This window comes from Terriglobus sp. RCC_193 (assembly GCF_041355105.1).
GTDB lineage: Bacteria > Acidobacteriota > Terriglobia > Terriglobales > Acidobacteriaceae > Terriglobus.
In genome coordinates this window covers 1-23,381 of record NZ_JBFUPK010000001.1, presented here as the reverse complement: position 1 = coordinate 23,381, position 23,381 = coordinate 1, and the positions used below count along the sequence as shown (strand labels likewise).

22 protein-coding genes are annotated in these 23,381 nt (G+C 56.4%); 17 read left to right on the top strand and 5 right to left on the bottom strand.

Annotation, left to right across the window (positions count from 1 at the left end):
* Positions 1–60 precede the first annotated feature (60 nt).
* Positions 61–621: an outer membrane beta-barrel protein gene (locus AB6729_RS00110; RefSeq protein WP_371079529.1), complete on the top strand. Its 561-nt coding sequence runs from the start codon at positions 61–63 to the stop codon at positions 619–621.
* Between the two features lie 77 nt (positions 622–698).
* On the opposite strand, the gene AB6729_RS00105 is transcribed toward AB6729_RS00110, so the two are convergent.
* Positions 699–1,301 carry an outer membrane protein gene (locus tag AB6729_RS00105; RefSeq protein ID WP_371079528.1) on the bottom strand — a complete coding sequence of 201 codons (603 nt, stop codon included), beginning with the start codon at positions 1,299–1,301 and terminating at the stop codon, positions 699–701.
* Between the two features lie 153 nt (positions 1,302–1,454).
* On the bottom strand, positions 1,455–2,378 hold the full coding sequence (locus AB6729_RS00100; RefSeq protein WP_371079527.1) for a LysR family transcriptional regulator: 924 nt from the start codon (positions 2,376–2,378) through the stop codon (positions 1,455–1,457).
* Between the two features lie 121 nt (positions 2,379–2,499).
* Between AB6729_RS00100 and AB6729_RS00095 the strand changes: the two genes are divergently transcribed.
* From AB6729_RS00095 to ilvB, 6 genes are all read left to right on the top strand, one after another.
* A complete protein-coding gene (locus tag AB6729_RS00095) occupies positions 2,500–3,666 on the top strand; it encodes a 2-isopropylmalate synthase (protein ID WP_371079526.1) in 1,167 nt (388 codons plus the stop codon).
* A gap of 85 nt (positions 3,667–3,751) precedes the next feature.
* Positions 3,752–4,852 carry a 3-isopropylmalate dehydrogenase gene (gene leuB, locus AB6729_RS00090; protein ID WP_371079525.1) on the top strand — a complete coding sequence of 367 codons (1,101 nt, stop codon included), beginning with the start codon at positions 3,752–3,754 and terminating at the stop codon, positions 4,850–4,852.
* Positions 4,853–4,900: 48 nt separating this feature from the next.
* Complete coding sequence (gene leuC / locus AB6729_RS00085) at positions 4,901–6,325, top strand: 3-isopropylmalate dehydratase large subunit (RefSeq protein ID WP_371079524.1); 1,425 nt, start codon at positions 4,901–4,903, stop codon at positions 6,323–6,325.
* Positions 6,325–6,960, top strand: coding sequence for a 3-isopropylmalate dehydratase small subunit (leuD, locus tag AB6729_RS00080; protein WP_371079523.1), 636 nt, complete (start codon positions 6,325–6,327; stop codon positions 6,958–6,960). Before leuC ends, leuD begins: the two co-directional genes overlap by 1 nt.
* A gap of 322 nt (positions 6,961–7,282) precedes the next feature.
* Entirely contained in the window at positions 7,283–8,983 is a 1,701-nt protein-coding gene (gene ilvD / locus AB6729_RS00075) for a dihydroxy-acid dehydratase (protein ID WP_371079522.1), read from the top strand.
* A gap of 83 nt (positions 8,984–9,066) precedes the next feature.
* Positions 9,067–10,845, top strand: a complete 1,779-nt coding sequence (gene ilvB / locus AB6729_RS00070; protein WP_371079521.1) for a biosynthetic-type acetolactate synthase large subunit — start codon at positions 9,067–9,069, stop codon at positions 10,843–10,845.
* Positions 10,846–10,855: 10 nt separating this feature from the next.
* Here ilvB and AB6729_RS00065 read toward each other — a convergent pair whose 3' ends face one another.
* Positions 10,856–11,308, bottom strand: coding sequence for a transposase (locus AB6729_RS00065; protein WP_371079520.1), 453 nt, complete (start codon positions 11,306–11,308; stop codon positions 10,856–10,858).
* A 61-nt stretch (positions 11,309–11,369) separates the two neighbouring features.
* Between AB6729_RS00065 and ilvN the strand changes: the two genes are divergently transcribed.
* From ilvN to AB6729_RS00045, 4 genes are all read left to right on the top strand, one after another.
* Entirely contained in the window at positions 11,370–11,993 is a 624-nt protein-coding gene (gene ilvN / locus AB6729_RS00060) for an acetolactate synthase small subunit (protein WP_371079519.1), read from the top strand.
* 3 nt (positions 11,994–11,996) lie between these two features.
* Positions 11,997–13,106, top strand: coding sequence for a ketol-acid reductoisomerase (gene ilvC / locus AB6729_RS00055; RefSeq protein WP_371081164.1), 1,110 nt, complete (start codon positions 11,997–11,999; stop codon positions 13,104–13,106).
* Between the two features lie 152 nt (positions 13,107–13,258).
* Positions 13,259–13,897, top strand: coding sequence for an NAD(P)-dependent oxidoreductase (locus tag AB6729_RS00050; protein ID WP_371079518.1), 639 nt, complete (start codon positions 13,259–13,261; stop codon positions 13,895–13,897).
* Between the two features lie 78 nt (positions 13,898–13,975).
* A complete protein-coding gene (locus tag AB6729_RS00045; protein ID WP_371079517.1) occupies positions 13,976–14,995 on the top strand; it encodes an NAD(P)-dependent alcohol dehydrogenase in 1,020 nt (339 codons plus the stop codon).
* Here the strand turns inward: AB6729_RS00045 and AB6729_RS00040 are convergent, their stop codons facing one another.
* A complete protein-coding gene (locus AB6729_RS00040) occupies positions 14,996–16,615 on the bottom strand; it encodes a DHA2 family efflux MFS transporter permease subunit (RefSeq protein ID WP_371079516.1) in 1,620 nt (539 codons plus the stop codon).
* 102 nt (positions 16,616–16,717) lie between these two features.
* Between AB6729_RS00040 and AB6729_RS00035 the strand changes: the two genes are divergently transcribed.
* The 6 genes from AB6729_RS00035 to AB6729_RS00010 all read left to right on the top strand — a co-directional run bounded on the left by AB6729_RS00035 (position 16,718) and on the right by AB6729_RS00010 (position 22,791).
* The gene (locus AB6729_RS00035; protein WP_371079515.1) at positions 16,718–17,302 is read left to right on the top strand and encodes a TetR/AcrR family transcriptional regulator; all 585 of its coding nucleotides are present in this window, start codon (positions 16,718–16,720) and stop codon (positions 17,300–17,302) included.
* Between the two features lie 142 nt (positions 17,303–17,444).
* Positions 17,445–18,956 carry a sensor histidine kinase gene (locus tag AB6729_RS00030; protein ID WP_371079514.1) on the top strand — a complete coding sequence of 504 codons (1,512 nt, stop codon included), beginning with the start codon at positions 17,445–17,447 and terminating at the stop codon, positions 18,954–18,956.
* A gap of 97 nt (positions 18,957–19,053) precedes the next feature.
* A complete protein-coding gene (locus AB6729_RS00025; protein WP_371079513.1) occupies positions 19,054–19,968 on the top strand; it encodes an alpha/beta hydrolase in 915 nt (304 codons plus the stop codon).
* Between the two features lie 62 nt (positions 19,969–20,030).
* Positions 20,031–20,423, top strand: coding sequence for a GntR family transcriptional regulator (locus AB6729_RS00020; RefSeq protein ID WP_371079512.1), 393 nt, complete (start codon positions 20,031–20,033; stop codon positions 20,421–20,423).
* Complete coding sequence (locus AB6729_RS00015; RefSeq protein ID WP_371079511.1) at positions 20,420–21,331, top strand: ABC transporter ATP-binding protein; 912 nt, start codon at positions 20,420–20,422, stop codon at positions 21,329–21,331. Before AB6729_RS00020 ends, AB6729_RS00015 begins: the two co-directional genes overlap by 4 nt.
* Entirely contained in the window at positions 21,328–22,791 is a 1,464-nt protein-coding gene (locus AB6729_RS00010; protein WP_371079510.1) for a hypothetical protein, read from the top strand. Before AB6729_RS00015 ends, AB6729_RS00010 begins: the two co-directional genes overlap by 4 nt.
* Positions 22,792–22,859: 68 nt before the next feature.
* On the opposite strand, the gene AB6729_RS00005 is transcribed toward AB6729_RS00010, so the two are convergent.
* The gene (locus AB6729_RS00005; RefSeq protein ID WP_371079509.1) at positions 22,860–23,144 is read right to left on the bottom strand and encodes a DUF427 domain-containing protein; all 285 of its coding nucleotides are present in this window, start codon (positions 23,142–23,144) and stop codon (positions 22,860–22,862) included.
* Positions 23,145–23,381: the final 237 nt, after the last annotated feature.

The following is a 23,381-nucleotide window of genomic DNA, read 5'->3' as shown; positions in this document are numbered from 1 at the left end:
GTGCAAGGGCTAAGGGTTAAAAGCCCGGACAAAATTGAGCTACAGCACAAAGGAGTCCTCTTGCCGCTACGAAGACAGAAATCCAAGCTTGCTGCGGTGCTTGCCACCGTATTCCTTTGCTCGCACTTTCCGGCACACGCGAATGGCCAGGCAGGTACTGCCACAGCCTATCGCAAAGCCGATCTACAGGCGGGTGGGTATTTCACCATCGTGTCGTCAGACTATGGGCCGCATTATCGTGGCTGGGGTGCATATGCCGCATACGATTTCAAACCTCACTGGGGTGTGGAATTTAATTTCCGCCAGGCAAACACCCCGAACAATGACAAACTCTACGAACGTACCTACGAACTCGGCGGTCGATACGTTATCCTCCGCAAGAATCGGTTTAATCCCTATGCACGCGTTTCGTATGGCCGTGGTGTATTCAACTTTCCGTATGATCGCGCCAACCTCGCCTACAACTTGATGGCTTTTGGGGGTGGCCTGGATTACAACCTCACCCGTTCCATCAATCTCCGGGGCGATTACGACTACCAGCACTGGTTTAGTTTTCCATCCAGCGGCAGTTCTCTTGCCCCTCAGGCATTCAGCGTAGGCGTGGCGTATCACTTCCACTAGTCGCTGCTGCAGGATTTCAGCAACAGAAAAGCCCCGGATTGCTCCGGGGCTTTTCTGTTGAAACATATGCGGCGTTTTTAGAAGTGGTAAGCAACACCGAGCGTCGGCATGGAGATCACTTCGTAGCGGCCCGTGTTGTAGGCGTCTGACGGCAGCTTGAAGCTGGGCGTCTTCACGATAGCGCCGCGATAGCCGATGCGGATGTCATAGCTGGGGCTGATTTCATACGCAACACCGGCTCCGAAGAAGCCGCCGAGACTCATCTGACGCTTGGCGTCCAGAGACTGCGTGTCGAAATCGCGAATGGGCGAAAACACGTACGCGCCAATACCGACTTCCGCGAACGGATTGTAGTTACGGTAGTTGCGGCTATACACGTAGCCAAAGGAGATTTCCTGCTGGCGTGTGTGAATCTGGTAGGTATTGAAGCTCGTATTCCGCAGTTGTGTCATGTACTGCGAGAAACCGTAGTTCGCTTCCAGAGCGCTACGCGGGGTCAGCATAAAACGGTAGCTGGCCAGCGCGCCCAATGCCATATCTGCATTGACCTGAATACCGCGCCCATTGACCTGGGGAGGAATATTCCCCAAAGCGCTGATGCTTACATCCTGCCGGCTCTCCTGAGCATGAGCCGCTAACGCGCCAGCGAGCAGGGCGCACATCCACATCGTTTTCTTCATTCGTATGACCAACCTCAACGTCGTTCGGTGTGGCGCCGTTCGGGCGCGCGCAGAGGACGTACAGCTTCTGATTGTACCTGTTAGGACTGCGGCACTGCTATTCGGTGAGCAGCGAATCTTTCAGAAATGAAAACTTTCCTTTCGCTCGGAGGCTCAATCGCCCCGTTCCGGCAGGAAACAATACGACCCTTCCGTGGCCTCCGCGTACTCCCGGACACCACGCAGAAACTCAATCGCGGCATGGGAGAGGTTCGCCTCGCGCCGATGGACCAGCCGCAGCTTGCGCTCCATCTGCAGTTCTTTAACGCGGACGCGGGTGAGGGCACCGGACTTCAGCTCTCGTTCCACTGTGAGTGCAGGAACCAGCGCCACGCCGTTTCCCAGCTCCACGAAACGACGGACTGCCTCCAGGCTGGGCAATTCCACATCAATAAGAAGGTTCGTACGATGCCGGCGAAAGGCCTCGAACACCTTGTCGCGCTGCGGTGAAGGGACATTGTGCGCAACAAAGTGCTGTCCACCAAGATCACGGATCGACACCTCTTCCGTTTTCGCCATCGGATGTCGAGGATTCACGACAAACGCAAGCTCATCGCGATAGACCACGATGGATTTCAGCGCGCGGTCTTCCGGTTTAAAGCTGAGCACGCCAATCTCCACGGAATGCAGAAGCACATCATCCGGAATGCGGCTTGCCAGGCTACGCTGCACAGTGACCTTGATCCGGGGATGTACACGCCGGAAGCGGTCCAGCACAGGCAGCAAATAAAGACAGGTGTATTCGTTGGCAGCGAGATTCAGGCTCCCGCGGTGCAGGCTGCGCAACTCACCCAGGGCGTGCCTTGCTTCCACACGCAGGTTCAGCAGTTTCTGAGCGTATTCGCGAAGGACCTCCCCCGCATCGGTGAGCGTGGCATCACGGGCCCCCCTGTCAAAAAGCGCCTCACCGAGCTCGCCTTCCAGCTTCGAAATGGCCTGGCTGACAGCAGGCTGCGTGCGGTGCAGACGAACGGCCGCCCGCGAGAAACTGCGCTCTTCCGCTACAGCAAGAAAGGTTTCCAGGGCAAACAGATCCACGGCATTTCTCCGAAGAAGCCGACATGCAGTCCGACCACCTCATTCGCTATAAAAACTTATGATGATGCTATCACTGCATATAAGGATTGCTTATCGCTATACTGTGTTTCAAGAGGAAACCATGAGCACTGCTTCGGATCGCGTGTATTTCTTCGACACAACGTTGCGTGACGGTGAACAATCACCGGGCTGCACCATGCACCATGCGGAGAAGCTCCGCTTCGCCCATCAGCTTGCGGCGCTTGGCGTGGATATTATTGAAGCCGGCTTTCCTATCGCGTCTGACGGCGACTTTGAATCGGTTCGTGCGATTGCAAGCGAAGTGAAAGGTCCGCGCATTGCCGCGCTGGCCCGCTGCAAGACCATTGACGTGGAACGCGCCGGAAAAGCCATTGAGCCAGCCGCATCAAACCGCATCCACGTCTTCATTGCATCCAGTGATCTTCACCTGGAAGCGAAGCTGCGCATCTCGCGCCAGCAGGCACTGGATCAGGCAGCAGAATGCGTGCGTCTGGCCAGGAGCTATACCGATGATGTGGAGTTTTCCGCCGAAGATGCCACACGTTCTGACCCGGACTTTCTGATTCAGATTGTGCAGGCAGCGATTGATGCTGGAGCAACCACCATCAACCTTCCGGATACCGTGGGCTACTCCACGCCTGTGGAATACTGCGCCATGTTTGAGATGGTTCGCGGCCGTATTCCCAATGCAGACAAGATCATCTTTTCCACGCACTGCCATGACGACCTTGGCCTTGCCGTCATCAACACCGTTGCGGGCCTGCAGGGTGGCGCACGCCAGGTAGAAGTAGCCATGCATGGCATTGGCGAGCGTGCAGGGAACGCTTCTCTGGAAGAGGTAGCGGCAATTCTGAAGATTCGGAACGACCTGTACCCCTATACCAACAATCTGGTGCTGGATCAGATTGGGCCGACAAGCCGCATGTTGGACGAGATCATCTCGTTCACGCCTTCGCCCAACAAAGCAATCGTGGGCAAGAATGCGTTCGCACATGCCAGCGGTATTCATCAGCACGGTGTGCTGGCCAATCCGCTGACGTACGAGATCATGTCCGCCGCGCACTTTGGTGTGAACTCCAACACGATCGTGCTGGGCAAGCACAGCGGCCGTCGTGCGTTGGAACATCGCCTGAAGGAACTTGGCTTCAATCTGACGAAAGATGAGCTGGATCAGGTCTACACGCGCTTTACTGCCCTGGCTGATCGCAAGAAGGATATCTACGATCAGGACATCACAGCGCTGGTGCCGCAGTCTGCAACTGTATAGTTCCTATTCCTAACCGTTCATCGCAGCTCATCCCATGCGTTCTGCTGCGATTCGCAACCATTTTGCAAGGAAAGTTTCGACGACGATGAATCTGAAGATTGCACTCCTCGCCGGTGACGGCATCGGCCCGGAAGTTACCAACGAAGCAGTCAACATGCTGAACACCGTTGCAGCCGCTGGTGGACATACCTTTACTTACACCTCGCTGCTGATTGGCGGCGCGGCGATTGATGCGCACGGTACACCGCTGCCGGAAGCGACACTAAAAGCAACACTGGCCAGCGACGCTGCACTTCTTGGCGCAGTGGGCGATAACAAGTTCAATTCCCTTCCGCCCAGCGAACGCCCGGAAGCAGGTCTGCTGAAGATTCGTGCAGAACTTGGCGGCTTTGCGAACCTGCGCCCTGCAACGGCCTACAAGGCACTGGCCGATAACTCGCCGCTGCGCCCGGAGATTACCGCAGGCGTGGACATCCTCTTTGTTCGTGAGCTGTTGGGTGGTCTTTACTTCGGCCAGCCGCGCGCATGGGACAAGACGACCGACCGCGCACACAACACAATGGTCTATACACGCCATGAAGTGGAACGCGTTGCAAAGATCGCATTCGATATCGCCGCCAAGCGCGATAAGAAGAAGGTCACCAGCGTGGACAAGGCCAATGTGCTGGAGTGCTCGCAGTTGTGGCGCGCCGTAGTCACTGAGGTTGCGAAGGATTATCCCACCGTGACGCTGGAACATCAGCTTGTGGATTCGATGGCAATCCACCTGATGAATCGTCCGCGTGATTTTGATGTGGTGCTTACTGAGAATTTGTTTGGCGACATCCTCTCCGATGAGAGCGGCGTCATCACCGGATCGCTGGGCATGCTGCCGTCTGCCACGCTTGGTGGCAAGGTGAACCTGTACGAGCCCGTACATGGTTCCGCACCGGATATTGCAGGACAGGGCAAGGCAAATCCCATTGGCGCGATTCTCACCGCAGCGCTTGTTCTGCGTCATTCCGCCGGTCTGAATGCCGAAGCAAAGATCATTGAAGACGCTGTGGTGAAGGTGTTGGAAGCGGGTTATCGCACAACCGATATTGCTCGCGGCGACATTGCCGGACAGCAGACTGTCAGCACATCGAAGATGGGGCAACTCATCCTGGATCAGGTCACTGCTGAACTTGGAGCCGCTGCTTCCTAAATATTTTCTATCGAGCAACACGGGCTTTTGCCCCAGAGGTAAGCCACAATGTCCGCACCAAAGACACTGTTTGAAAAAGTCTGGCAGCAGCATCTGGTTGCAGAACCGGAAGGCGAACCTGCCATCCTATATGTCGATCTGCAGCTTGTGCATGAAGTCACTTCGCCGCAGGCCTTCGACGGTCTGCGCATGACAGGCCGTAAACTGCGTCGGCCTGACCGTCACATTGCAACGGTAGATCACAATGTTCCCACCACCAGCGCTGCGGATCGCCTTGTGATTGCAGATCAGATCAGCGCCGCACAGGTAAATGCATTGCGCAAGAACTGCGCGGAGTTTGGCATTGAGTTCTTCGATGTGCAGGATGCTTCGCAAGGCATTGTGCACATGATCGGGCCGGAACTGGGCGCGACCAAGCCGGGTATGACGATTGTCTGCGGCGATTCGCATACGTCGACGCATGGTGCTTTCGGCGCGCTGGCCTTCGGTATTGGCACCAGCGAAGTGGAACACGTGATGGCCACGCAAACACTGTCACAGCCCAAGCCAAAGACGTTCCGCATTACCGTGGATGGCGAGCTGCCTTTCGGTGTTACGGCGAAGGACATCATTCTGGACATCATTGGCCGCATTGGCACCGACGGCGCGACCGGCTACGCGATTGAGTATGCAGGTTCCGCTATCCGCGCGCTCAGCATGGAAGGCCGCATGACGGTGTGCAACATGAGCATTGAAGCTGGCGCGCGCGCTGGCATGATTGCTCCCGATGAGAAGACCTTTGCGTACCTGAAAGGTCGCCGCTTCTCTCCCGAAGGCAAGGCGTGGGAAGAAGCTTTGGCGCACTGGAAGACGCTGCCTACCGATGAAGGCGCTGTCTTTGATCGCGAATTGTTTATCGATGCCGCGACACTCGCTCCTGCAGTGACCTGGGGAACATCGCCGGGCATGCACGCCACCATTGATGGCAAAGTACCAACGCTGGAGGAAGCGCCGACCGAGGCTGATCGCAAGAGCTTTGCCAAGGCTTACGAATACATGGACCTGAAGCCGGGCACGCCGATGGAAGAGATCAAGATTGACACTGTCTTTCTTGGCTCCTGCACCAATGGCCGCATTGAAGATCTGCGCGCCGCCGCTGAGGTGGTCAAGGGACATCACATTGCCACGAAGGTTCGTGCGATGGTCGTTCCCGGTTCGCAGCATGTGAAGAAGCAGGCCGAAGAAGAAGGTTTGGACACCATCTTCAAGGAAGCGGGTTTTGAGTGGCGCGAGCCCGGTTGTTCCATGTGCCTGGGCATGAACCCGGATATTCTGCAGCCCGGCGAACGTTGCGCCTCCACTTCGAACCGCAACTTCGAAGGCCGCCAGGGACGCGGTGGTCGTACGCATCTTGTATCGCCGGAGATGGCTGCTGTTGCCGCGATCACCGGGCACTTCACCGATATTCGCAAGTGGAAGAAGGAGGCGCGCTAATGGAGCCGATCAATGTACTTACCAGCAAGGCCGTACCGTTGCCGCTGCCGAACATCGACACGGACCAGATTATTCCGAAGCAGTTCCTGAAGCGCATTGAACGAACAGGCTATGGCGACTTCCTGTTCTATGACTGGCGTTACAACCTGGACGTTCCTGATGATGTTTCGCCGAATAAGAACTTTGTGCTGAACAAACCAGAGCACCAAGGTGCGCAGATTCTGATTGCGGAGAAGAACTTCGGCTGCGGTTCGTCGCGCGAACATGCTGCATGGGCCATCTTCCAATACGGCTTTCGCGCTGTGATTGCACCCACTTTCGCAGACATTTTCTATTCCAACGCGGGCAAAAACGGCATCATCCTGGTACGCCTGAGCGAAGAAGATGTGACCGCGCTGATGACGCATTGCACGGAAGACCCCAACAACAAGGTCACAGTGAATCTGGAAGCACAGACGGTCACGGACGAGCATGGCTTCTCTGCACACTTTGACATTGCCCCCTTCCGCAAGTATTGCCTGCTGAATGGACTCGATGACATTGGTCTGACACTGCGTCACGTGGATGCGCTGAACGACTTTGAAGCAAAGCACGATAACGAATTCTGGTCCGCGCCGAAAACTTCCGCTGCATAGGTAAGGTAACGAAATGGCAATCTGTAAACACTGCAATCAGGAAATGCATGAAGCTGCAGGTTGTATTCCTCCTGCCATTCCCACGGCTGATGGCGCTATGGCTCCAGTGAAGTATGGTGACGAACTTGATCCAACTATGAAGCCCGATCCAGATGGAGTTCTAAGACGTCGATGTGGAGATTGTGCAGTGCTTCCTGGTAATTATCACCACATCGGCTGTGATATCGAAGAGTGCCCTCGGTGTCATGGTCAGCTACTGTCTTGTGACTGCGTAATCGAAGAGCCTGAAACGACAACTGTTTCGTAACAAAGTGAGAAAACATTGAGCAACGAACTCGATCCCGGCAAACGTAATTCCGTCATCCTTACCGAAGGACCAAATCGCGCGGCTGCGCGCAGCTATTTCCGTTCCGTTGGTTTTTCCAAGGAAGACCTGCATAAGCCCATCATCGGTATTGCCAACACGTGGACCGAAGTAGGTCCGTGTAACTTTCACCTGCGTCAGGTGTCTGAGGCCGTAAAGCAAGGCATTCGCGAAGCAGGCGGCACACCGATGGAGTTCAACACCATCACCGTGCATGACGGCATCACCATGGGCACTGAGGGCATGAAGGCTTCGCTGGTGTCGCGTGAAGTCATCGCCGACTCCATTGAACTCGTTGCGCGCGCCAATAGCTTTGATGGTCTGGTTTGCATTGCGGGCTGCGATAAGAACATGCCCGCCGCCATCATGGCGCTGGGACGCCTCGACATTCCCGGCCTCATGCTCTACGGCGGTAGCATTGCACCGGGCAAGCTGCCGCAGCCGGATGGCACGGTGAAGGAAATCACCATTCTCAGCGTGTTTGAAGCCATCGGCTCGCACGCTGCTGGCACCATTAACGACGATCAGCTCGAAGCTGTAGAAGCTGCTGCATGTCCCGGCCCCGGCGCCTGCGGTGGACAGTTCACTGCAAACACCATGGCGATGGCTGGCGAATTTCTCGGCATCTCGCCGATCCAGATCACGGGGGTTCCTGCGATGTCGCCGGAGAAGGCTGCGGCCTCGCGTGAAGCCGGACGTCTGGTGATGGATCTGGCACGCAAGAACCTGAAGCCTTCGCAGATTGTGACGCGCAAGGCGATTGAAGATGCCTATGCCGCAGTCTGCGCCAGCGGTGGCAGCACCAATGCTGTGCTGCATCTGCTGGCCATTGCGCACGAGTACAAGATCCCCTTCACCATTGATGACTTCAACGCCATCAACGAGCGCACACCGCACATCTGCGATCTGTCGCCCGGCGGCAAGTATGCCGCAAAGGATTACCAGGATGCAGGCGGCTCGCGCGTGCTGGCACAGCGACTGCTGGATGCCGGTTTGATTGACGGCAACAACATCACCGTGACCGGCAAGTCGATCCGCGAGGAAGCGAAGGCCGCCCATGAAACACCGGGCCAGCCTGTGATCTATCCCATTGACAAGCCTCTCAAGGAAACTGGCGGTCTGGTCATCCTGAAGGGCAATCTTGCTCCTGAAGGTTGCGTGATCAAAGTGGCAGGCCACAATCGTCTCTTCCATCAGGGCCCGGCACGCATCTTTGATCGTGAAGATGATTGCTTCGCTGCGGTGGAGCGTGGCGAAATCAAGCCGAACGATGTCTGCGTGATTCGCTACGAAGGTCCGAAGGGCGGACCGGGCATGCGTGAAATGCTCGCCGTGACTGCCGCGATCAAGGGTATTCCAGAACTAAGCGAAACCGTTGCGCTGCTGACCGATGGACGTTTCTCTGGCGCGACACGCGGCCTGATGGCAGGACACGTTGCTCCGGAAGCTTATGATGCCGGCCCCATTGCGTTTGTGCAGGAAGGCGACCTGATCACGTTCGACATCAATAATCGGCAGCTTCGAGTTGAGATTAGCGATGAAGAACTGGCAAAGCGCAAGGCAGGTTTCAAGGAGCCTGAACCACGTTACAAGCGCGGCGTCTTTTCCAAGTATGCCAACACGGTAAGCTCGGCCAGCCTTGGCGCCGTGACGAATTAGCTTTCTTAACGAACTACATAGGAAACCATGGCGTGCCTGTAAATGCAGGTACGCCACAGCAAGAACCAGCAGGAGCCGCACGCATGAGCGACACAGCGAACACTGCCCATCACGCCCCCACCCTCACCGGATCGGAAATCCTGTGGGCCACACTTGCAGGTGAAGGCGTCACCACGGTCTTTGGCTATCCCGGCGGAGCCATCCTTCCTATCTACGACGCGCTGCGCAACTTCCCCACCATCCACCATGTACTGGTGCGGCATGAGCAGTCCGCAGCGCACATGGCCGATGGTTACGCGCGAGCCAGCGGCAAGGTAGGCGTGTGCATGGCCACCAGCGGACCCGGTGCAACGAACCTTGTTACGGGCCTTGCAACCGCCATGCTGGATAGCATTCCCATGGTTGCCATCACGGGACAGGTTGCAAGCAAGGTGCTGGGCACGGATGCGTTTCAGGAAGTGGACATCACCGGCATTACTCTGCCCATCACGAAGCATAACTTCGTGGTGACAAAGGCTGAGGATATTGCTGCCGTTGTTCGTGAAGCCTTCCAGATTGCGCGCAGCGGCCGTCCTGGCCCCGTGTTGGTGGACATTACGAAGGATGCACAGCAGGCTGCGTGTGCGTTCGACTTCGATCTTTCGAAGCCACGCGCGTATCGTCCGCATCCCATGCTGAAGGCCGATTCAGAAGAAATGCAGCAGGCGATTGAACTGATGCGTGCTTCATCCCGCCCTGTGATTCTTGCGGGCCACGGCATCATTCACTCTGAAGCAGAGGCAGAAGTGCTTGCCTTTGCAGAGCGCCACAAGATTCCTGTGGCAACCACTCTGCTTGGCCTTGGTGCCTTCCCTGCTTCGCATCCGCTGGCACTGGGCATGATGGGCATGCACGGCGAATCATGGGTGAATAACGCGATCCAGAATGCTGATCTATTGCTGGCCTTTGGTATGCGCTTTGACGATCGTGTAACCGGCAACCTGGCGCATTACGCACCCAATGCAAAGAAGATTCACATTGAGATTGATCCCAGCGAGATCAACAAAAATGTCAGGGTCGATGTTGCCTTGATCGGCGATCTGAAGCAGGTGCTGCAGACGATGGCTCCGCTGATCGACGCGACAGGCGCGCCCACGACGCAGGATGCCACGAAGCAGTGGCGTGAAGAGATTCGCGCGATGAAGGGCGATGCCAGCGTACGCGACATCATCAATCTGCCGGACAACGGCCACTTGTATGCCGCGCATGTGATCAACGACATCTGGCAGGAGGCGAAGGCTGCGGGACGCCTTAGCAACACCATCATTGCGACCGATGTGGGCCAACACCAGATGTGGGAGGCCCAGTACTTCAAGCATGAAGACACGCGCTCGCTGGTGACCAGTGGTGGCCTTGGCACTATGGGATTCGCATTGCCTGCGGCTATCGGCGCGAAGATTGCCTGTCCTGAAAAGGATGTGTGGATGATCGCGGGTGACGGCGGCTTCCAGATGACCGCTGCCGAGCTTTCCACCATTCAGCAGGAAGGTCTGCACATCAACATTGCCGTGATTAACAACGGCTTCCTGGGCATGGTGCGGCAGTGGCAGGAGGCGTTCTACGACAAGAACTATTCCTGCTCTCCGATCCTGTCTCCGGACTTTGTGAAACTGGCAGATGCGCACGGCATTCCGGGCGCCCATGTAACCGAGCGCAAGGATGTGGTGCCGACCGTTACGAAGGCACGCACGGGTTCTTCCTCCTTCCTGATCAACTTCTCAGTGGAAAAAGAAGATGGCGTGTATCCGATGATTGCACCCGGAGCCGCTCTGCATGAGATGGTGCGCCGACCGAATCCGCTGATTGAAACGAGCGAGGACTAAGACGTTGCGCTCACTTCCACACAAAGCGCTCGTCGAAGCCAACATCGTACTTCGCGAACATGGCCAGCAGTTCCTGCTGGAAGGTTCGCGTGCGATGGACTTCTTCCTGCGTTTGCACGTAATGGATGAGCGCATCGCGGTCCGCAAGGCCGACCGAGAAGGCCATGTAACTCTGTTGCCATTTGAAGAAGGCGTTCGGTTCCCCGCTCTGACGAATGACGGGAACCGTGACCTTCTTCAAATGATCGACAAGTTTGTGCACGGTCATCTTGCGCGAAAGATACAGCGCGACGTGAACATGATCCGCTGTTCCGCCGACGGCAAGACAAACGTTCTCGGAATGACTGAGTCTGTCGCGAATGGCCGCATGCACAGCGGCGCGAAGCGCATCGTCCTTCAGCACAGGCTTCTGCCGCTGCGTGCTGAAGATCACGTGCAGCAACACATGATCAATGATCTGCATGGTGGCACGAGTATAGCGTCCACCCACGACATAACAGAACAGCGAAAGGCTGCCTGAGATTATGCTTCATACCTTCATCGCACACGTTGATAACCGGCCGGGCGTTCTCACGCGCGTGGCTTCCCTGTTCCGCCGCCTCAACATCAACATTGTTTCGCTGACCGTAGGCGAGACGGAGCGTGAAGATGTTTCGCGCATGACCATTGTCTGCGACGCGCCGGAGAATGCCGCGTTCCGCGTGAAGGCATCGCTGTACAAACTGGAGATTACGCGCGACGTGGACGAGGTGGGCCGCAGCGAGGCTGTTATCCGCGAGCTTTGCCTGGTCAAGGTAGCTGCTGGGCCCAATGCGCCGCATGGTGTGCACTCGCGTACGCAGATCTTCGAACTGGCGCAGGTTTTCCGTGCGCGCATTGTCGATCTTGCTCCAGAGAGCGTCATGCTGGAGATGACTGGCAGCGCCAGCAAGATTGAAGGTCTGATCCAGGTATTGCGTGAGAGCGATTACGAGATCCTCGAAGTCAGCCGCACTGGCCGCATGGCCATGCGTCGCGGCCAGCACAGCGGCAAGGTAATGAAGGCGCTGGGCAGCAAAGCACATCAGACTGTTTTCCAGATCAACGACCCAGGCGAGCTGGATCCCATGGATGCGCTGCCGAATCAATTCGCGGAACACGATGTTTAAGCCATCGGAAATTCCGATAACACCATCACGCACGCGTCGGTAGCGGCGACTACACTTTTAGATACACACGGCAAAGGACAGACAAACATCATGGCAAAGACTTACTACGATCAGGACGCAGACCTTTCCCTTATCCAGGCGAAGAAGGTCGCTGTTATTGGCTATGGCTCGCAGGGCCACGCACATGCGCTGAACCTGAAGGACAGCGGCGTAGATGTAAAGATTGGTCTCCGCCCGACAAGCAAGGGTGCGGAGAAGGCAAAGGCGGCTGGGCTGGAAGTACTCTCCGTGGCCGACGCTGCAAAGTGGGCTGACGTGATCATGGTGCTGGTTCCTGATCAGACCGCGGCCGCTGTGTACAAGGAAGTGGAGCCGGGCCTGAGCGCAGGCAAGACGCTGATGTTTGCGCACGGATTCAACATCCGTTTTCGCACCATCACGCCTCCTGCAGACGTCGACGTGTCGCTGGTCGCACCGAAGTCGCCGGGCCATCGCGTGCGCGAAGTGTTCACCGAAGGTGGTGGTGTTCCGGGCCTGGTTGCTGTGGAACAGGATGCCAGTGGCAACGCGCTTGCACTCGCACTGTCGTATGCCAAGGGCATTGGCTGCACCCGCGCGGGCGTTCTGCAAACCACCTTCACGGAAGAGACCGAGACCGATCTCTTTGGCGAGCAGGCTGTTCTGTGCGGTGGTACCGCTGCACTGGTAAAGGCTGGCTTTGAGACGTTGGTGGAAGCTGGCTATCAGCCCGAACTGGCGTACTTCGAAGTGCTGCACGAACTGAAGCTCATCGTCGACCTGATGTACCGCGGCGGCCTGGAGTACATGCGTTACTCCATCTCCGATACGGCAGAGTGGGGCGATTACGTCACCGGCCCGCGCATTGTGACGCCGGAAGTGAAGAAGGCTATGAAGTCTGTGCTGGACGACATTCAATCCGGTGCATTCGCAGAGCGCTTCATTGCAGACCAGAACAGCGGCCGCAAGGAGTTCGAGGCTTTCCGTCAGCAGGACCGTAACCACCCCATCGAGAAGGTTGGCGCAGAGCTCCGCAAGAGCATGCCGTTCCTGGATCCGGTGAAAGTGGAAAACGGCGCAGTCGTAAAAGCATAATCGCTTTTAACTCCAAGGAATAGAATGGTGGGCCGCGGGAGAATCTCTCCGCGGCCCATCTTATTTGCACTTCTTAATGAATCATTCGATATCGAACTACATCTGATTGTTTGTAAGCGCAGAGAATGTACTGCTGCGAAAAGGAGCTCATCATGAAGGTTGTTCTTTACGGTGCTACTGGAAAATCCGGCAAGGTGATTTTGAAGGAGTTGGTGAATCGGGGTCATACGGTAGTTGCCGTGGCGCGCAATCCGCAGAACGTGGACAGGCTGGCAAACGTAAGCGTGGTGCAGGATGACCTGACCAACGTTGCCAAAACCGCACAGATTCTGAAGGGTGCAAATGCGGACGCGGTTGTTTCTGCGCTGGGTCCCCCGTTAGATAACACAGATGCTCTGCTGCCCATCACTGCAAACCTGGTGGAAGCGATCAAGCAGAACAATGGACCGCGTCTGCTCGTCGTTGGCGGCGCTGGCGGATTGTTCGTAGCTCCAGGCGTAACGCTGCGTGACAGCGGCTATCTGCCAGAGTCATATCTGCCCATCGTGGACACGCACATCAAGCTATACAACAGCCTGAAGAATTCCAGCGGCATCAGCTGGACATACTTCGCACCTGCGGGCTTCTTTGAACCCGGTGAGCGTACCGGCAAGTTCCGCCTGGACACGGACAATCTTGTCGCGGATGCGCAGGGCAACAGCCGCATTTCGTTTGAAGACTATGCCATAGCACTGGCGAATGAATTGGAAGTACCGAAGCACCTGAACCAACGCTTCACCATCGGTTACTAAACAAACTCTTGCAACGATTCGAAGGCGTCTCACCACTTTCAGTGAGACGCCTTTCTGTCTGCATGCATCCAAGTGAACATGACTGCCACAGCACTCCGCCTGAGTGGAGACTTCTCCATCGATGCCTTGACCTTTGATGACATCACTTTGCCTGAACCTGCGCCGCATGACGTTCTGGTGAAGATACACGCGGTGTCGTTGAACTATCGCGACCTGATGCTGGTACAGGGCCGCTATGATCCGCATGTGCAAAAGCCGCGGATTCCCTGCTCTGACGGCGCTGGAGAAGTGGTTGCAGTTGGTTCTGCCGTCACTGCGTTTCGCAAGGGCGATCGCGTTGTAGCGCCATTCTTTCTCGACTGGCTTGACGGCCCCGTTACGGCTGCGGCACCGGCCTCCGCATTAGGCGGCGCGATCGACGGCACACTGACGACACATCAACTCTTTCCGGAACGCGCACTCGTCGCCATTCCCGAGAAGCTGAGTTACACAGAGGCTGCCACTTTTCCATGTGCCGCTGTCACGGCGTGGCATGCGCTGGTGAATACAGCGAACATCGGCCCGCAGGATACGGTGCTGCTGTTGGGTACGGGCGGCGTCAGTATCTTCGGTCTCCAAATCGCAAAGATGCGTGGAGCACGCATCCTCATTACCAGCAGTTCTGACGACAAGCTGGGGCGGGCACTCTCGCTCGGTGCGGATCATGCGATCAACTATCGCCGCCACCTCGAATGGGACAAGCAGGTACGCGATATCACGGGTAAGGTCGGCGCGACGCATGTTCTGGAGGTGGGAGGTGCAGGCACACTTCCGCTCTCGCTACGGTCTGCAGCCGTTGGCGCACAGGTCAGCGTCATTGGCGTACTTACGGGCCTGGAACAGCCGTTGAATATCGGACAGATTTTGATGAAGACATTGCGCGTTCAGGGCATTTATGTGGGGTCGCGGGCAATGTTGGTTGAATCGTTGCAGGCGTTTGCAGACAACGACATCCATCCCATCATTGATCGCACGTTTGAGTTTGAACATGCAAAAGAGGCATTCCACTCTCTCGAAAAGGCGAATCACTTCGGCAAGATTGTCATCACCTTTCCATAACTAATGCGCGCCATCACCGCCACCGCCAACCTTGAAGTTTCGCACCAGGAACAACAGCGGCACGGCGGCCAGCGTCATGACACCGATGAGGAAGAAGCAATCCATAAATGCCAGTAACTGGCTTTGTGCCTGCAATTGTTCGTAGACGCGCGCATACGCTGCAGCAGTGGCATCGGCATGTGAAAAGCCGTGCGTCTGCAGGTAAGCAGCGGTTGACTTCACAGCATTTTGCAAGGCAGAGGATGAGCCGTTCAACCAGGAACCCACGTTGCTCTGATGCAGATTCTCGCGTCGTTCTGCCAGCGTAGTTGCGAAGGCAATTCCAAATGAGCCGCCCCAGTTACGAAAAAAGTTAGTCAGGCTGGACGCGCGGTTGTTTTGGTCAGGTTTCAGTTCGGAATACGCCAGCATCGTCAACGGCACAAAGAAGAAGGCGTAACCCAATCCCTGCAATGCACGTGCCCATGCGTAATGTGCGTAGTCCGTCTGGAGGGTGAAGCGACTGTAGTGAATAAACGACAACCCAACTACCGTGACTGCACCGAACAGAAGTGTGCGTGGATGAATGATGCGCCGCTGCACAAGCTGCGCACCGACGGGTGCAAGAACGGTGATCACAAACGCGCCTGGCCCGAGGACGAGTCCCGCATCAATGGCACGATATCCGTAGAGAGACTGAAGTATCTGCGGTATGAGAGTTGTCGATGCAAACAGGCCCACACCGAACAGAAAATAAAAAGCACATGCGATGGCGAAGTTCCGCGTCTTCAACAGGCGAAAATCGATTACGGGATCAGCCTGTCGTAACTCCCATATCACCGCAGTACTGAGACACGCCACCGCGGCAATCGCCATCCATACAATGAACGGCGAGCCGAACCAGTCGTCGATCTGCCCACGGTCCAACAGCACTTCCAGCGCTGCCGATCCAAGCCCGATAAGGCCAATGCCAATTCCATCGACTTTCAAACGCCCATCGGGGCCGTGTACTGTTGCACGTTCCGCGGCGAAGCTCTCGGGATCATGCACAAAGCGGCCAGTGAGATAGAGCGAAAGAATGCCGATGGGGATGTTGATGAGGAAGACCCAGCGCCAGTTATAGTTGTCCGTGATCCAGCCACCCAGCACCGGACCAATGGCAGGTGCTGTCACAATGGCGACCGTGTAAAGAGCGAAGGCCGATGCTCGCTTGGCCGGGGGAAACGTGTCCACCAGAATGGCCTGTTCCACCGGCGCCAACCCACCTCCACCCACTCCCTGTAAGATCCGCGCCATCAGCATGAACGGCAGACTGGGAGCGATGCCGCACAGTAAAGACGTAACGGTAAACAGCGCAACACATGCCATGTAATAGTTCTTGCGGCCGAAGACGCGGCTAAGCCACGCCGACATCGGCAGAACTACCGCGTTTGCCACCAGGTAGGTAGTCAGTACCCAGGTGACTTCATCGAAGCTCCGTCCCAGGCCGCCCGCAATATGCGGTAACGATACATTCGCAATCGACGTATCCAGCAGTTCCATGAAGGTCGCCAGAGTCACCGTCAATGCCACAACCCATGGGTTCACAGCGGGCCGCTTTGCAATAGGCTGTGAAGAAGCGGCCACAGCTTCGGAGTCCATTGTGAGTATCTCCCTTATAAAAGACCGTGTGGTCTCTTTCCTGCATCTGATGAAATGGGAGAAGCGACCGATTCGTCTTTTTTAGAGTGACCGGAGGATCGTATGACAAAGGGTGAGGAAACACGCCAACGCATTGTGGAGCTGGCAGCCCCGCTGTTCAATCAGCGAGGCTATGCCGGGTGTTCCATTGCGGACATCATGGAAGCGACCGGGCTGGAAAAGGGAGGCATCTACCGATACTTCGAATCAAAAGAAGATCTTGCCGCGGAAGCCTTCAAATTTTCGCTTGCAGTAGTCCGAAAGCTGCGAACGGACGATCTCGACAGCATCTCAGGATCTGTGGAAAAGCTGCGGCACATCATGGATCGTTTCGTAAGTGAACCTTCTCCGCTGAAAGGCGGGTGTCCGCTGATGAACACCGCTATTGATGCAGACGACGGCAATGCGGCCCTGCGCGACCTGGTACAGCAGGCATTTACAGATTGGCGACGCCGCATCGCCGCCATTGTCAGGCAGGGGATTCGCGATGGTGAAATCAGCACGTCGTCTGATCCTGCGGAACTTGCGGATACAATCATCGCTTCATTGGAAGGCGCTCTTATGTTGACTCGTCTGGATGGCAACAAGCGAGCCCTGAAACATGTCCGACACTCCATGGAACTGCTGCTGGCTGCCTTTACAACCTGACGAGATACGCCACAAGACCATGTCAGGGAACCTTCCTCTCGGTGCAGGCGTTTCACCATTGAGTCGTAAAAAGTAGCCGTTCGCCGCAATCTGCTGGTGCGGGGCAGCTTATCCGATATCCTGAAGACTCAGGAGGCGAATTATGGCAACCGCCGCAGTCGCCAACCCGGCCGACGGTGTCCTTTCTGGGGATGACCTGATCTTTGCGCAGCTCGCACCGGAACAGCCTACGAGTATTCCGGATCGTGTCGCGGCGCTGCGTCGTGTAAAGGCTCTGGATACCCTCAGCCACGACGATCTTGTGTGGCTGGCCGAACACGGCACAGAACGCAAAGCCCATGATGGCACGCTCATCTTCCACGGCGGCTCTCCGGTCCACCACATGACTATCCTGCTGCAGGGCGAGGTGCATGTGCGCCGTGCCAGCGGTCCTGTCGCCTTCTTCATTGGCCGCAGCGGCTCTGTCACAGGCAAACTTCCCTTCAGCCGCATGAAGAGCTACGGCGGCGACGGCTATGCCGCAGGCGAAGTATGGACACTGGATTTTGAAGAGAGTTCATTTCCGGAGATGCTGCAGGCTGTTCCCGGGCTTACGCAGATCGTGGTTTCCACGCTGCTGGATCGCACGCGTGAAGTCACACGCATGGAACAGCAGGCGGAGAAGCTGAATGCGCTCGGCAAACTCGCCGCAAATCTATCGCATGAACTGAACAATCCCGCTTCTGCAGCGCGTTCCGCGTCCAACAATCTGTGGACGGAACTACGCAACTACGGCTACCAGAAGTTTCGTCTCGGTGCACTTTGCATCGGCGGTGATACCAAGGTCGCGTACAACGAATGGATCGCCTCGATGCAGCATCTGATGCAGCCCGACGGCAGGCCGCAGCGTTCGGATGCTGTGGATGTTGCCGCTCGTGAAGATGTTCTGCTGCGCTGGATGGAAGCGCACCAGATAGAAGATGCGTGGCGCATTGCTCCAGTCCTGGCAGAGACCATCATTGAAACCACGCATCTGGATTCTCTTGCCGACGTGCTTCAGGGTGAAGCTCTTACCGTTGCACTGGCATCCTTTGCCTCAGGCATGAATGCCGAACGCATGACAGATGCAGTGATTGACTCCACGCGCCGCATCTTCGAATTGATCACCGCCATCCGTGGCTATTCCTACATGGATCAGGCTCCCATCCAGGAGATTGATCTGCGTGAGGCACTGGACAATACGCTGGCCATGCTCACTTCTCGACTGGGCCCTGTCGAAGTGGATCGCTGCTATGGCGAAGAGGTACCGCAGATCCTGGCCTATGGCGGCGAACTGAATCAGGTGTGGACTGCACTGATTGAAAATGCGCTGGACGCGATGGGACTGTGCGAAGCATCCTACACGCCGAAGCTGACGCTGCGCACATCGCTCAGTGGCAGCACGGTACTGGTGGAAGTCTGTGACAACGGTCCCGGCATTGCCCCGGAGATTGGTTCACGCATCTTCGAACCCTTCTTCACCACCAAGGGCATCGGACAGGCACTTGGGCTGGGACTGGATACTGCAAATCGCATTGTGACGAAGCACAAGGGCCAACTCAGCGTGCTGCACAGCAAACCCGGCGATACCTGCATCCAGGTCCGTCTGCCCATCGAACAAACCGGCGCTTACTAAAAACGAACTTCGTTCAAACTTTCTTCCCACTGCTATACCCTTCCGGAGATCCCGCAGATGGCCTCACCGCCGCTGCGAAATCACCGGAGGGTTCGTCATGGGTCTTGGACGTTGGGTTTGTGCCATTTCATTGTTTGCACTCGTGCCTTGTGCATCGTTCAGTCAACAGCACACACTGCCGCTCTGGCCCAATGGCAATCCTGAACCGACGACGATCACAGGTCCAGAGATTGACCCCACCACGGACGCAAACCGCATTGTCTCCGGCAAGGTGACAGTCCGCATCACCAACGTGAGCAAGCCGACACTCTCCGTCTATCTCCCACTCAAGGAGAAGAACACCGGAGCTGCAGCGTTGGTGCTCCCCGGTGGAGCTTACATCCGTCTGGCATGGAATCTGGAAGGCACGGAGGTCTGCGACTGGCTGAACTCCATCGGCATGACGTGCCTTCTGGTGAAGTATCGCGTGCCGGAAACTGGCCATTACCCTGACAACGTGGAAGACCTGGAAGACGCGCAGCAAGCCATGCGCATCGCACGTGCGCATGCTGCGGAGTGGGGCATTGATCCGCAGCGCATTGGTGCGATTGGATTCTCGGCAGGAGCACATCTTGCAGCAGCGTTGAGTACACATTCAGATTTTCAAGGGAAGAACATTCCACCATCCACTGCGGATGCCAAACCAGATTTTCAAATGCTGCTCTATCCGGGTTGGCTGAATGGCGCAGATGGCAAAGTGAATCCCACGGTAAAGCCGGTAACCGATACGCCTCCAACGTTTCTGGTGATGGCAGAGGATGACTACACCGCACACGTTGAAAATGCTCTGGTGTATTTTCAAGCACTCAAAGACGCGAAGGTGCCGGCAGAGTTGCATCTGTTTACGCAGGGTGGTCACGGCTTTGGTCTGCGTCCGACGGAGCTATCCATCTCGCATTGGCCCACGCTGGCTGAAACGTGGCTGCACACCATTCACATTCTGGGCACGCCGGGTCCGGTTCCCCGTCCATAAAACGGCATCGGGTATAAATAATTCTATTGCGTCACAGGTGTACTAGTTGTACTACTACACCTGTGACACCGTTTCGCGTACGCCTGCAACCCGGCCAACCTATCCACGAACAAGTGGTCTATGCCGCTACGCGTGCGATTGTGGCAGGTCATCTTCGTCCCGGCGACCTCTTCCCTTCCGTGCGTGCGCTGTCCCGCGATCTTTCCATCAATCCAAATACTGCGCACAAGGTCATCAGCCAGTTGATTGCCGATGGTCTGCTGCAGGCCGTGCCCGGTATCGGCACATTGGTCGCTGAGCCTCCGCGTTCCACGGCATCGCAACGCACAGACCTGCTGGGCAAGCAGATGGAAGAACTTGTGGTGGAAGCAAAGCGTCTCTCCATCCCGCTGGAAGACGTAACCGCAGCACTAGAAAAACATTGGAACCGACTCTTTCCCGGAGATGCCGAATGACATTGGATGCCGTTATTCAGACGCACCAACTCACCATGCGCTTTGGCAAGCACATCGCGCTTGCGCCGCTGGATCTGACTATTCCGCGAGGATCGGTGTATGCGCTGGCAGGCCACAATGGCGCAGGTAAAACGACCCTGCTGAAGCTCTTGCTGAATGTTCTTCATCCCACATCGGGTTCTGTGACGTTGCTTGGAACTGATTCCACAAAGCTCACCAGCGAGATGTTCACGCGTGTAGGTTATGTGGCCGAGGGCCAGGAGATGCCGGAGTGGATGACGGTGCGCGGCTTCATGGATTATCTGCGCCCTTTCTATCCAACGTGGGAAGAAGGTTCGCTGCTAAGCGATCTCGATCTGCCGGAAGACCGCCGCATCCGTGATCTCTCGCGCGGTATGCGCATGAAGCTGGCACTGGCCAGCGTACTTGCGTTTCGTCCCGAACTCATCCTGATGGACGAACCCTTCTCCGGACTCGATCCGCTGGTGCGCGACGAACTGACACGCACATTGATTGATCGCCTTGCTACGGAAGATGGAACCCCGCCAACGGTGCTGATCTCCACGCACGACCTCGCAGAGATTGAACCTGTCGCCACGCACGCAGCCATGTTGCACAACGGTTGCCTGATGTTCGCAGAGCCTTTGGATACATTGCTGGATCGCTTCCGCGAAGTTACCGTAACGCTCTCTGACAGCGCACCTGTGCAGTACACATTCCCACGTGACTGGATGTGCCCGGAGAGCTCCGGAGCAGTGGTGCGCTTCGTTCATGCCAATGGAAGCTCTGCGTCATTGCAGGATGAAGTCCGCAGCGCATTGCCTTCCACGCAGACGATTGAATCCACGTCCATCGGGCTGCGCGAGATCTTTCTGGCGGTAACTCGCACGCAACGGAGCGCCGCATGACACAGGCACTGCACATCTTCCGCAAAGACCTTCGCCATCAATGGATCGAGCTAGCACTCTATCTTGAATTGCTCATTCTGGTGGGATTCCTTATCCCCATCGGTTGGCCGGGGCATTGGACGTCAAACGGGATACTACAGTGGTTCCGCCCGCTGGTGGTGGTCGTGCCGGTGTTCTGGCTGGCGATGATCACACGACTGATACATGACGAAGCACTTGTGGGCAACCGCCAATTCTGGACCACTCGGCCTTATCGCTGGACGAGCCTATTGGGCGCAAAGCTGCTGTTTCTGCTGGCATGCATTGCGCTGCCTTACTTTGTCATGCAGTGGTGTCTGGCTCTCTACGGGGGAGTGTCGCCTTTCGTGGCGGGTTTTCTGGTATCTGCAGCAAAGCATGTGCTCATTATTTGGATACCGCTTCTTCTGATCGCATGCATCACATCCACATTTGCCTCCACCTTCTTCACCACGCTTGCCAGTCTTGTGGTTTGGACAGGAATGTTGGTCTACCTGCTCGGCGACAATGGGCCTCTCGCCGATGCTCCGTTCGTACGCTTTTACCTCGGTCTGATTCTTACAATCATCTTCACCGCTCTTCTGGTTCTGCTGTATCACAAGCGAAATGTTCAGTTGGGTCGCATCCTGATGGGCTGTACTGCTCTCTTCTTTCTGCTACTGATTTACTCCATGTCCAATATGGCACCTGCGTCGTTGGGGACACTGCTGCTGAAGGCACGCTATCACGATGGAGCGGCGCCACAGCTTCACCTGCACTATGTTCCAGCGGCGGGACATTCCACCAAACATGAAGAGGAGAGCTTTGGGCGGACTGCGATCACCTTGCCAATTGAACTGTTGGGGCTGCCAAATGGAAACCGGTTGCATAATGCGGCTGTGCAGTATTCCCTAAAAGCGGACGAATACAGCTACACATCACCGTGGAATCCGACGACACTGACCGCAGATGGCATGATGCTACATCTGCCATCTTCCTTGCTGAAGAAGGCCTGGGATGCGAACACTCACCTCAGCTTGTCATTAGCTGCAGAGGAGATCGCTCCCGGCGAACCGCAAACTACTGACATTCGGAACCGCTTTGCCATTCCCGGAGGCGGAAGTTGTGATGCTGTCAATCCACCTTACGAGAGCCGCTCTGCTGTAACAGCCGTTGTATGTCGCTTTGCCTACTCTGTGCGATATCCAATGGAGATCGATGCCACCATGGCACCGGGCTGTGCAGTCCCTATCGTGCCGATGCAGGTGTCCACGCACGAGGGAAACATAAGCTTCGATCCATTGATCCACTGGCCTGTGAACTTCGGTCCGCGTGTACTTACAGGTGCTGCCAAAGGTTGCCAGGTGCAATCACTCACCACTACCGTTTATCACCCGGTAATGCGCTTCCGTACCTCGCTGGAGATCCCCTCCATTCGGCTTGCGGACTATCTTGGGCACTGAGGATTTCCACCCTAGCAAGCACAAAGGCGGCCCGAAGGCCGCCTTTGCTGATACCGAATGCTCCGATGCTACTTGGAGACTTCCACGCCGCGCCAGAAGGCGATGTGGTGCTTTACCTGGCGGGCTGCCGGCTTGGGATCGGGATAGTACCAGGCTGCGTCGGGATTCTCCTGGCCGTCGACCAGCAGAGTAAAGTAACGCGCCTGGCCTTTCCACGGGCAGGAAGATGAGGTGGAGCTGGGGCGGAGGAACTCGCGCTTCACCGTCTCCTCAGGGAAGTAAATGTTGCCTTCTACGGTTTCGAAGCTCTCGCTTTCGGCCACCGTCTGGCCATTCCAGATTGCCTTTGCCATTGCTGACTTTCTCTCCAAAGAAATCGACCGGGCGAAACTCTACAGGAACCCGTCGGGATGCGCAGCACAACCCCTAGTCCGGGGCTTCTACTAGGTTACCAGCCCTGTGGATTAGATGGAAGGCAGCCACGGCTGGATTCAGGCACTGGGGTACCCCCTCCCCCCCTGTTTTTCTAAAATCGTCTTTTGATTGGGGTTACGGTTTTGGTGGCTGTAAAATCGTCTATCTGTTGGGGT

Excerpts from the sequence above, each read along its gene's own strand:
- AB6729_RS00065 (WP_371079520.1), bottom strand. The coding sequence starts at position 11,308 with ATGCAGATCATTGATCATGTGTTGCTGCACGTGATCTTCAGCACGCAG.
- AB6729_RS00045 (WP_371079517.1), top strand. The coding sequence starts at position 13,976 with ATGACTGCCACAGCACTCCGCCTGAGTGGAGACTTCTCCATCGATGCC.
- AB6729_RS00010 (WP_371079510.1), top strand. The coding sequence starts at position 21,328 with ATGACACAGGCACTGCACATCTTCCGCAAAGACCTTCGCCATCAATGG.
- AB6729_RS00050 (WP_371079518.1), top strand. The coding sequence starts at position 13,259 with ATGAAGGTTGTTCTTTACGGTGCTACTGGAAAATCCGGCAAGGTGATT.
- leuC (WP_371079524.1), top strand. The coding sequence starts at position 4,901 with ATGTCCGCACCAAAGACACTGTTTGAAAAAGTCTGGCAGCAGCATCTG.
- ilvN (WP_371079519.1), top strand. The coding sequence starts at position 11,370 with ATGCTTCATACCTTCATCGCACACGTTGATAACCGGCCGGGCGTTCTC.
- AB6729_RS00030 (WP_371079514.1), top strand. The coding sequence starts at position 17,445 with ATGGCAACCGCCGCAGTCGCCAACCCGGCCGACGGTGTCCTTTCTGGG.
- leuB (WP_371079525.1), top strand. The coding sequence starts at position 3,752 with ATGAATCTGAAGATTGCACTCCTCGCCGGTGACGGCATCGGCCCGGAA.
- ilvB (WP_371079521.1), top strand. The coding sequence starts at position 9,067 with ATGAGCGACACAGCGAACACTGCCCATCACGCCCCCACCCTCACCGGA.
- AB6729_RS00025 (WP_371079513.1), top strand. The coding sequence starts at position 19,054 with ATGGGTCTTGGACGTTGGGTTTGTGCCATTTCATTGTTTGCACTCGTG.
- leuD (WP_371079523.1), top strand. The coding sequence starts at position 6,325 with ATGGAGCCGATCAATGTACTTACCAGCAAGGCCGTACCGTTGCCGCTG.
- AB6729_RS00040 (WP_371079516.1), bottom strand. The coding sequence starts at position 16,615 with ATGGACTCCGAAGCTGTGGCCGCTTCTTCACAGCCTATTGCAAAGCGG.
- AB6729_RS00095 (WP_371079526.1), top strand. The coding sequence starts at position 2,500 with ATGAGCACTGCTTCGGATCGCGTGTATTTCTTCGACACAACGTTGCGT.
- AB6729_RS00005 (WP_371079509.1), bottom strand. The coding sequence starts at position 23,144 with ATGGCAAAGGCAATCTGGAATGGCCAGACGGTGGCCGAAAGCGAGAGC.
- AB6729_RS00105 (WP_371079528.1), bottom strand. The coding sequence starts at position 1,301 with ATGAAGAAAACGATGTGGATGTGCGCCCTGCTCGCTGGCGCGTTAGCG.
- AB6729_RS00035 (WP_371079515.1), top strand. The coding sequence starts at position 16,718 with ATGACAAAGGGTGAGGAAACACGCCAACGCATTGTGGAGCTGGCAGCC.
- AB6729_RS00015 (WP_371079511.1), top strand. The coding sequence starts at position 20,420 with ATGACATTGGATGCCGTTATTCAGACGCACCAACTCACCATGCGCTTT.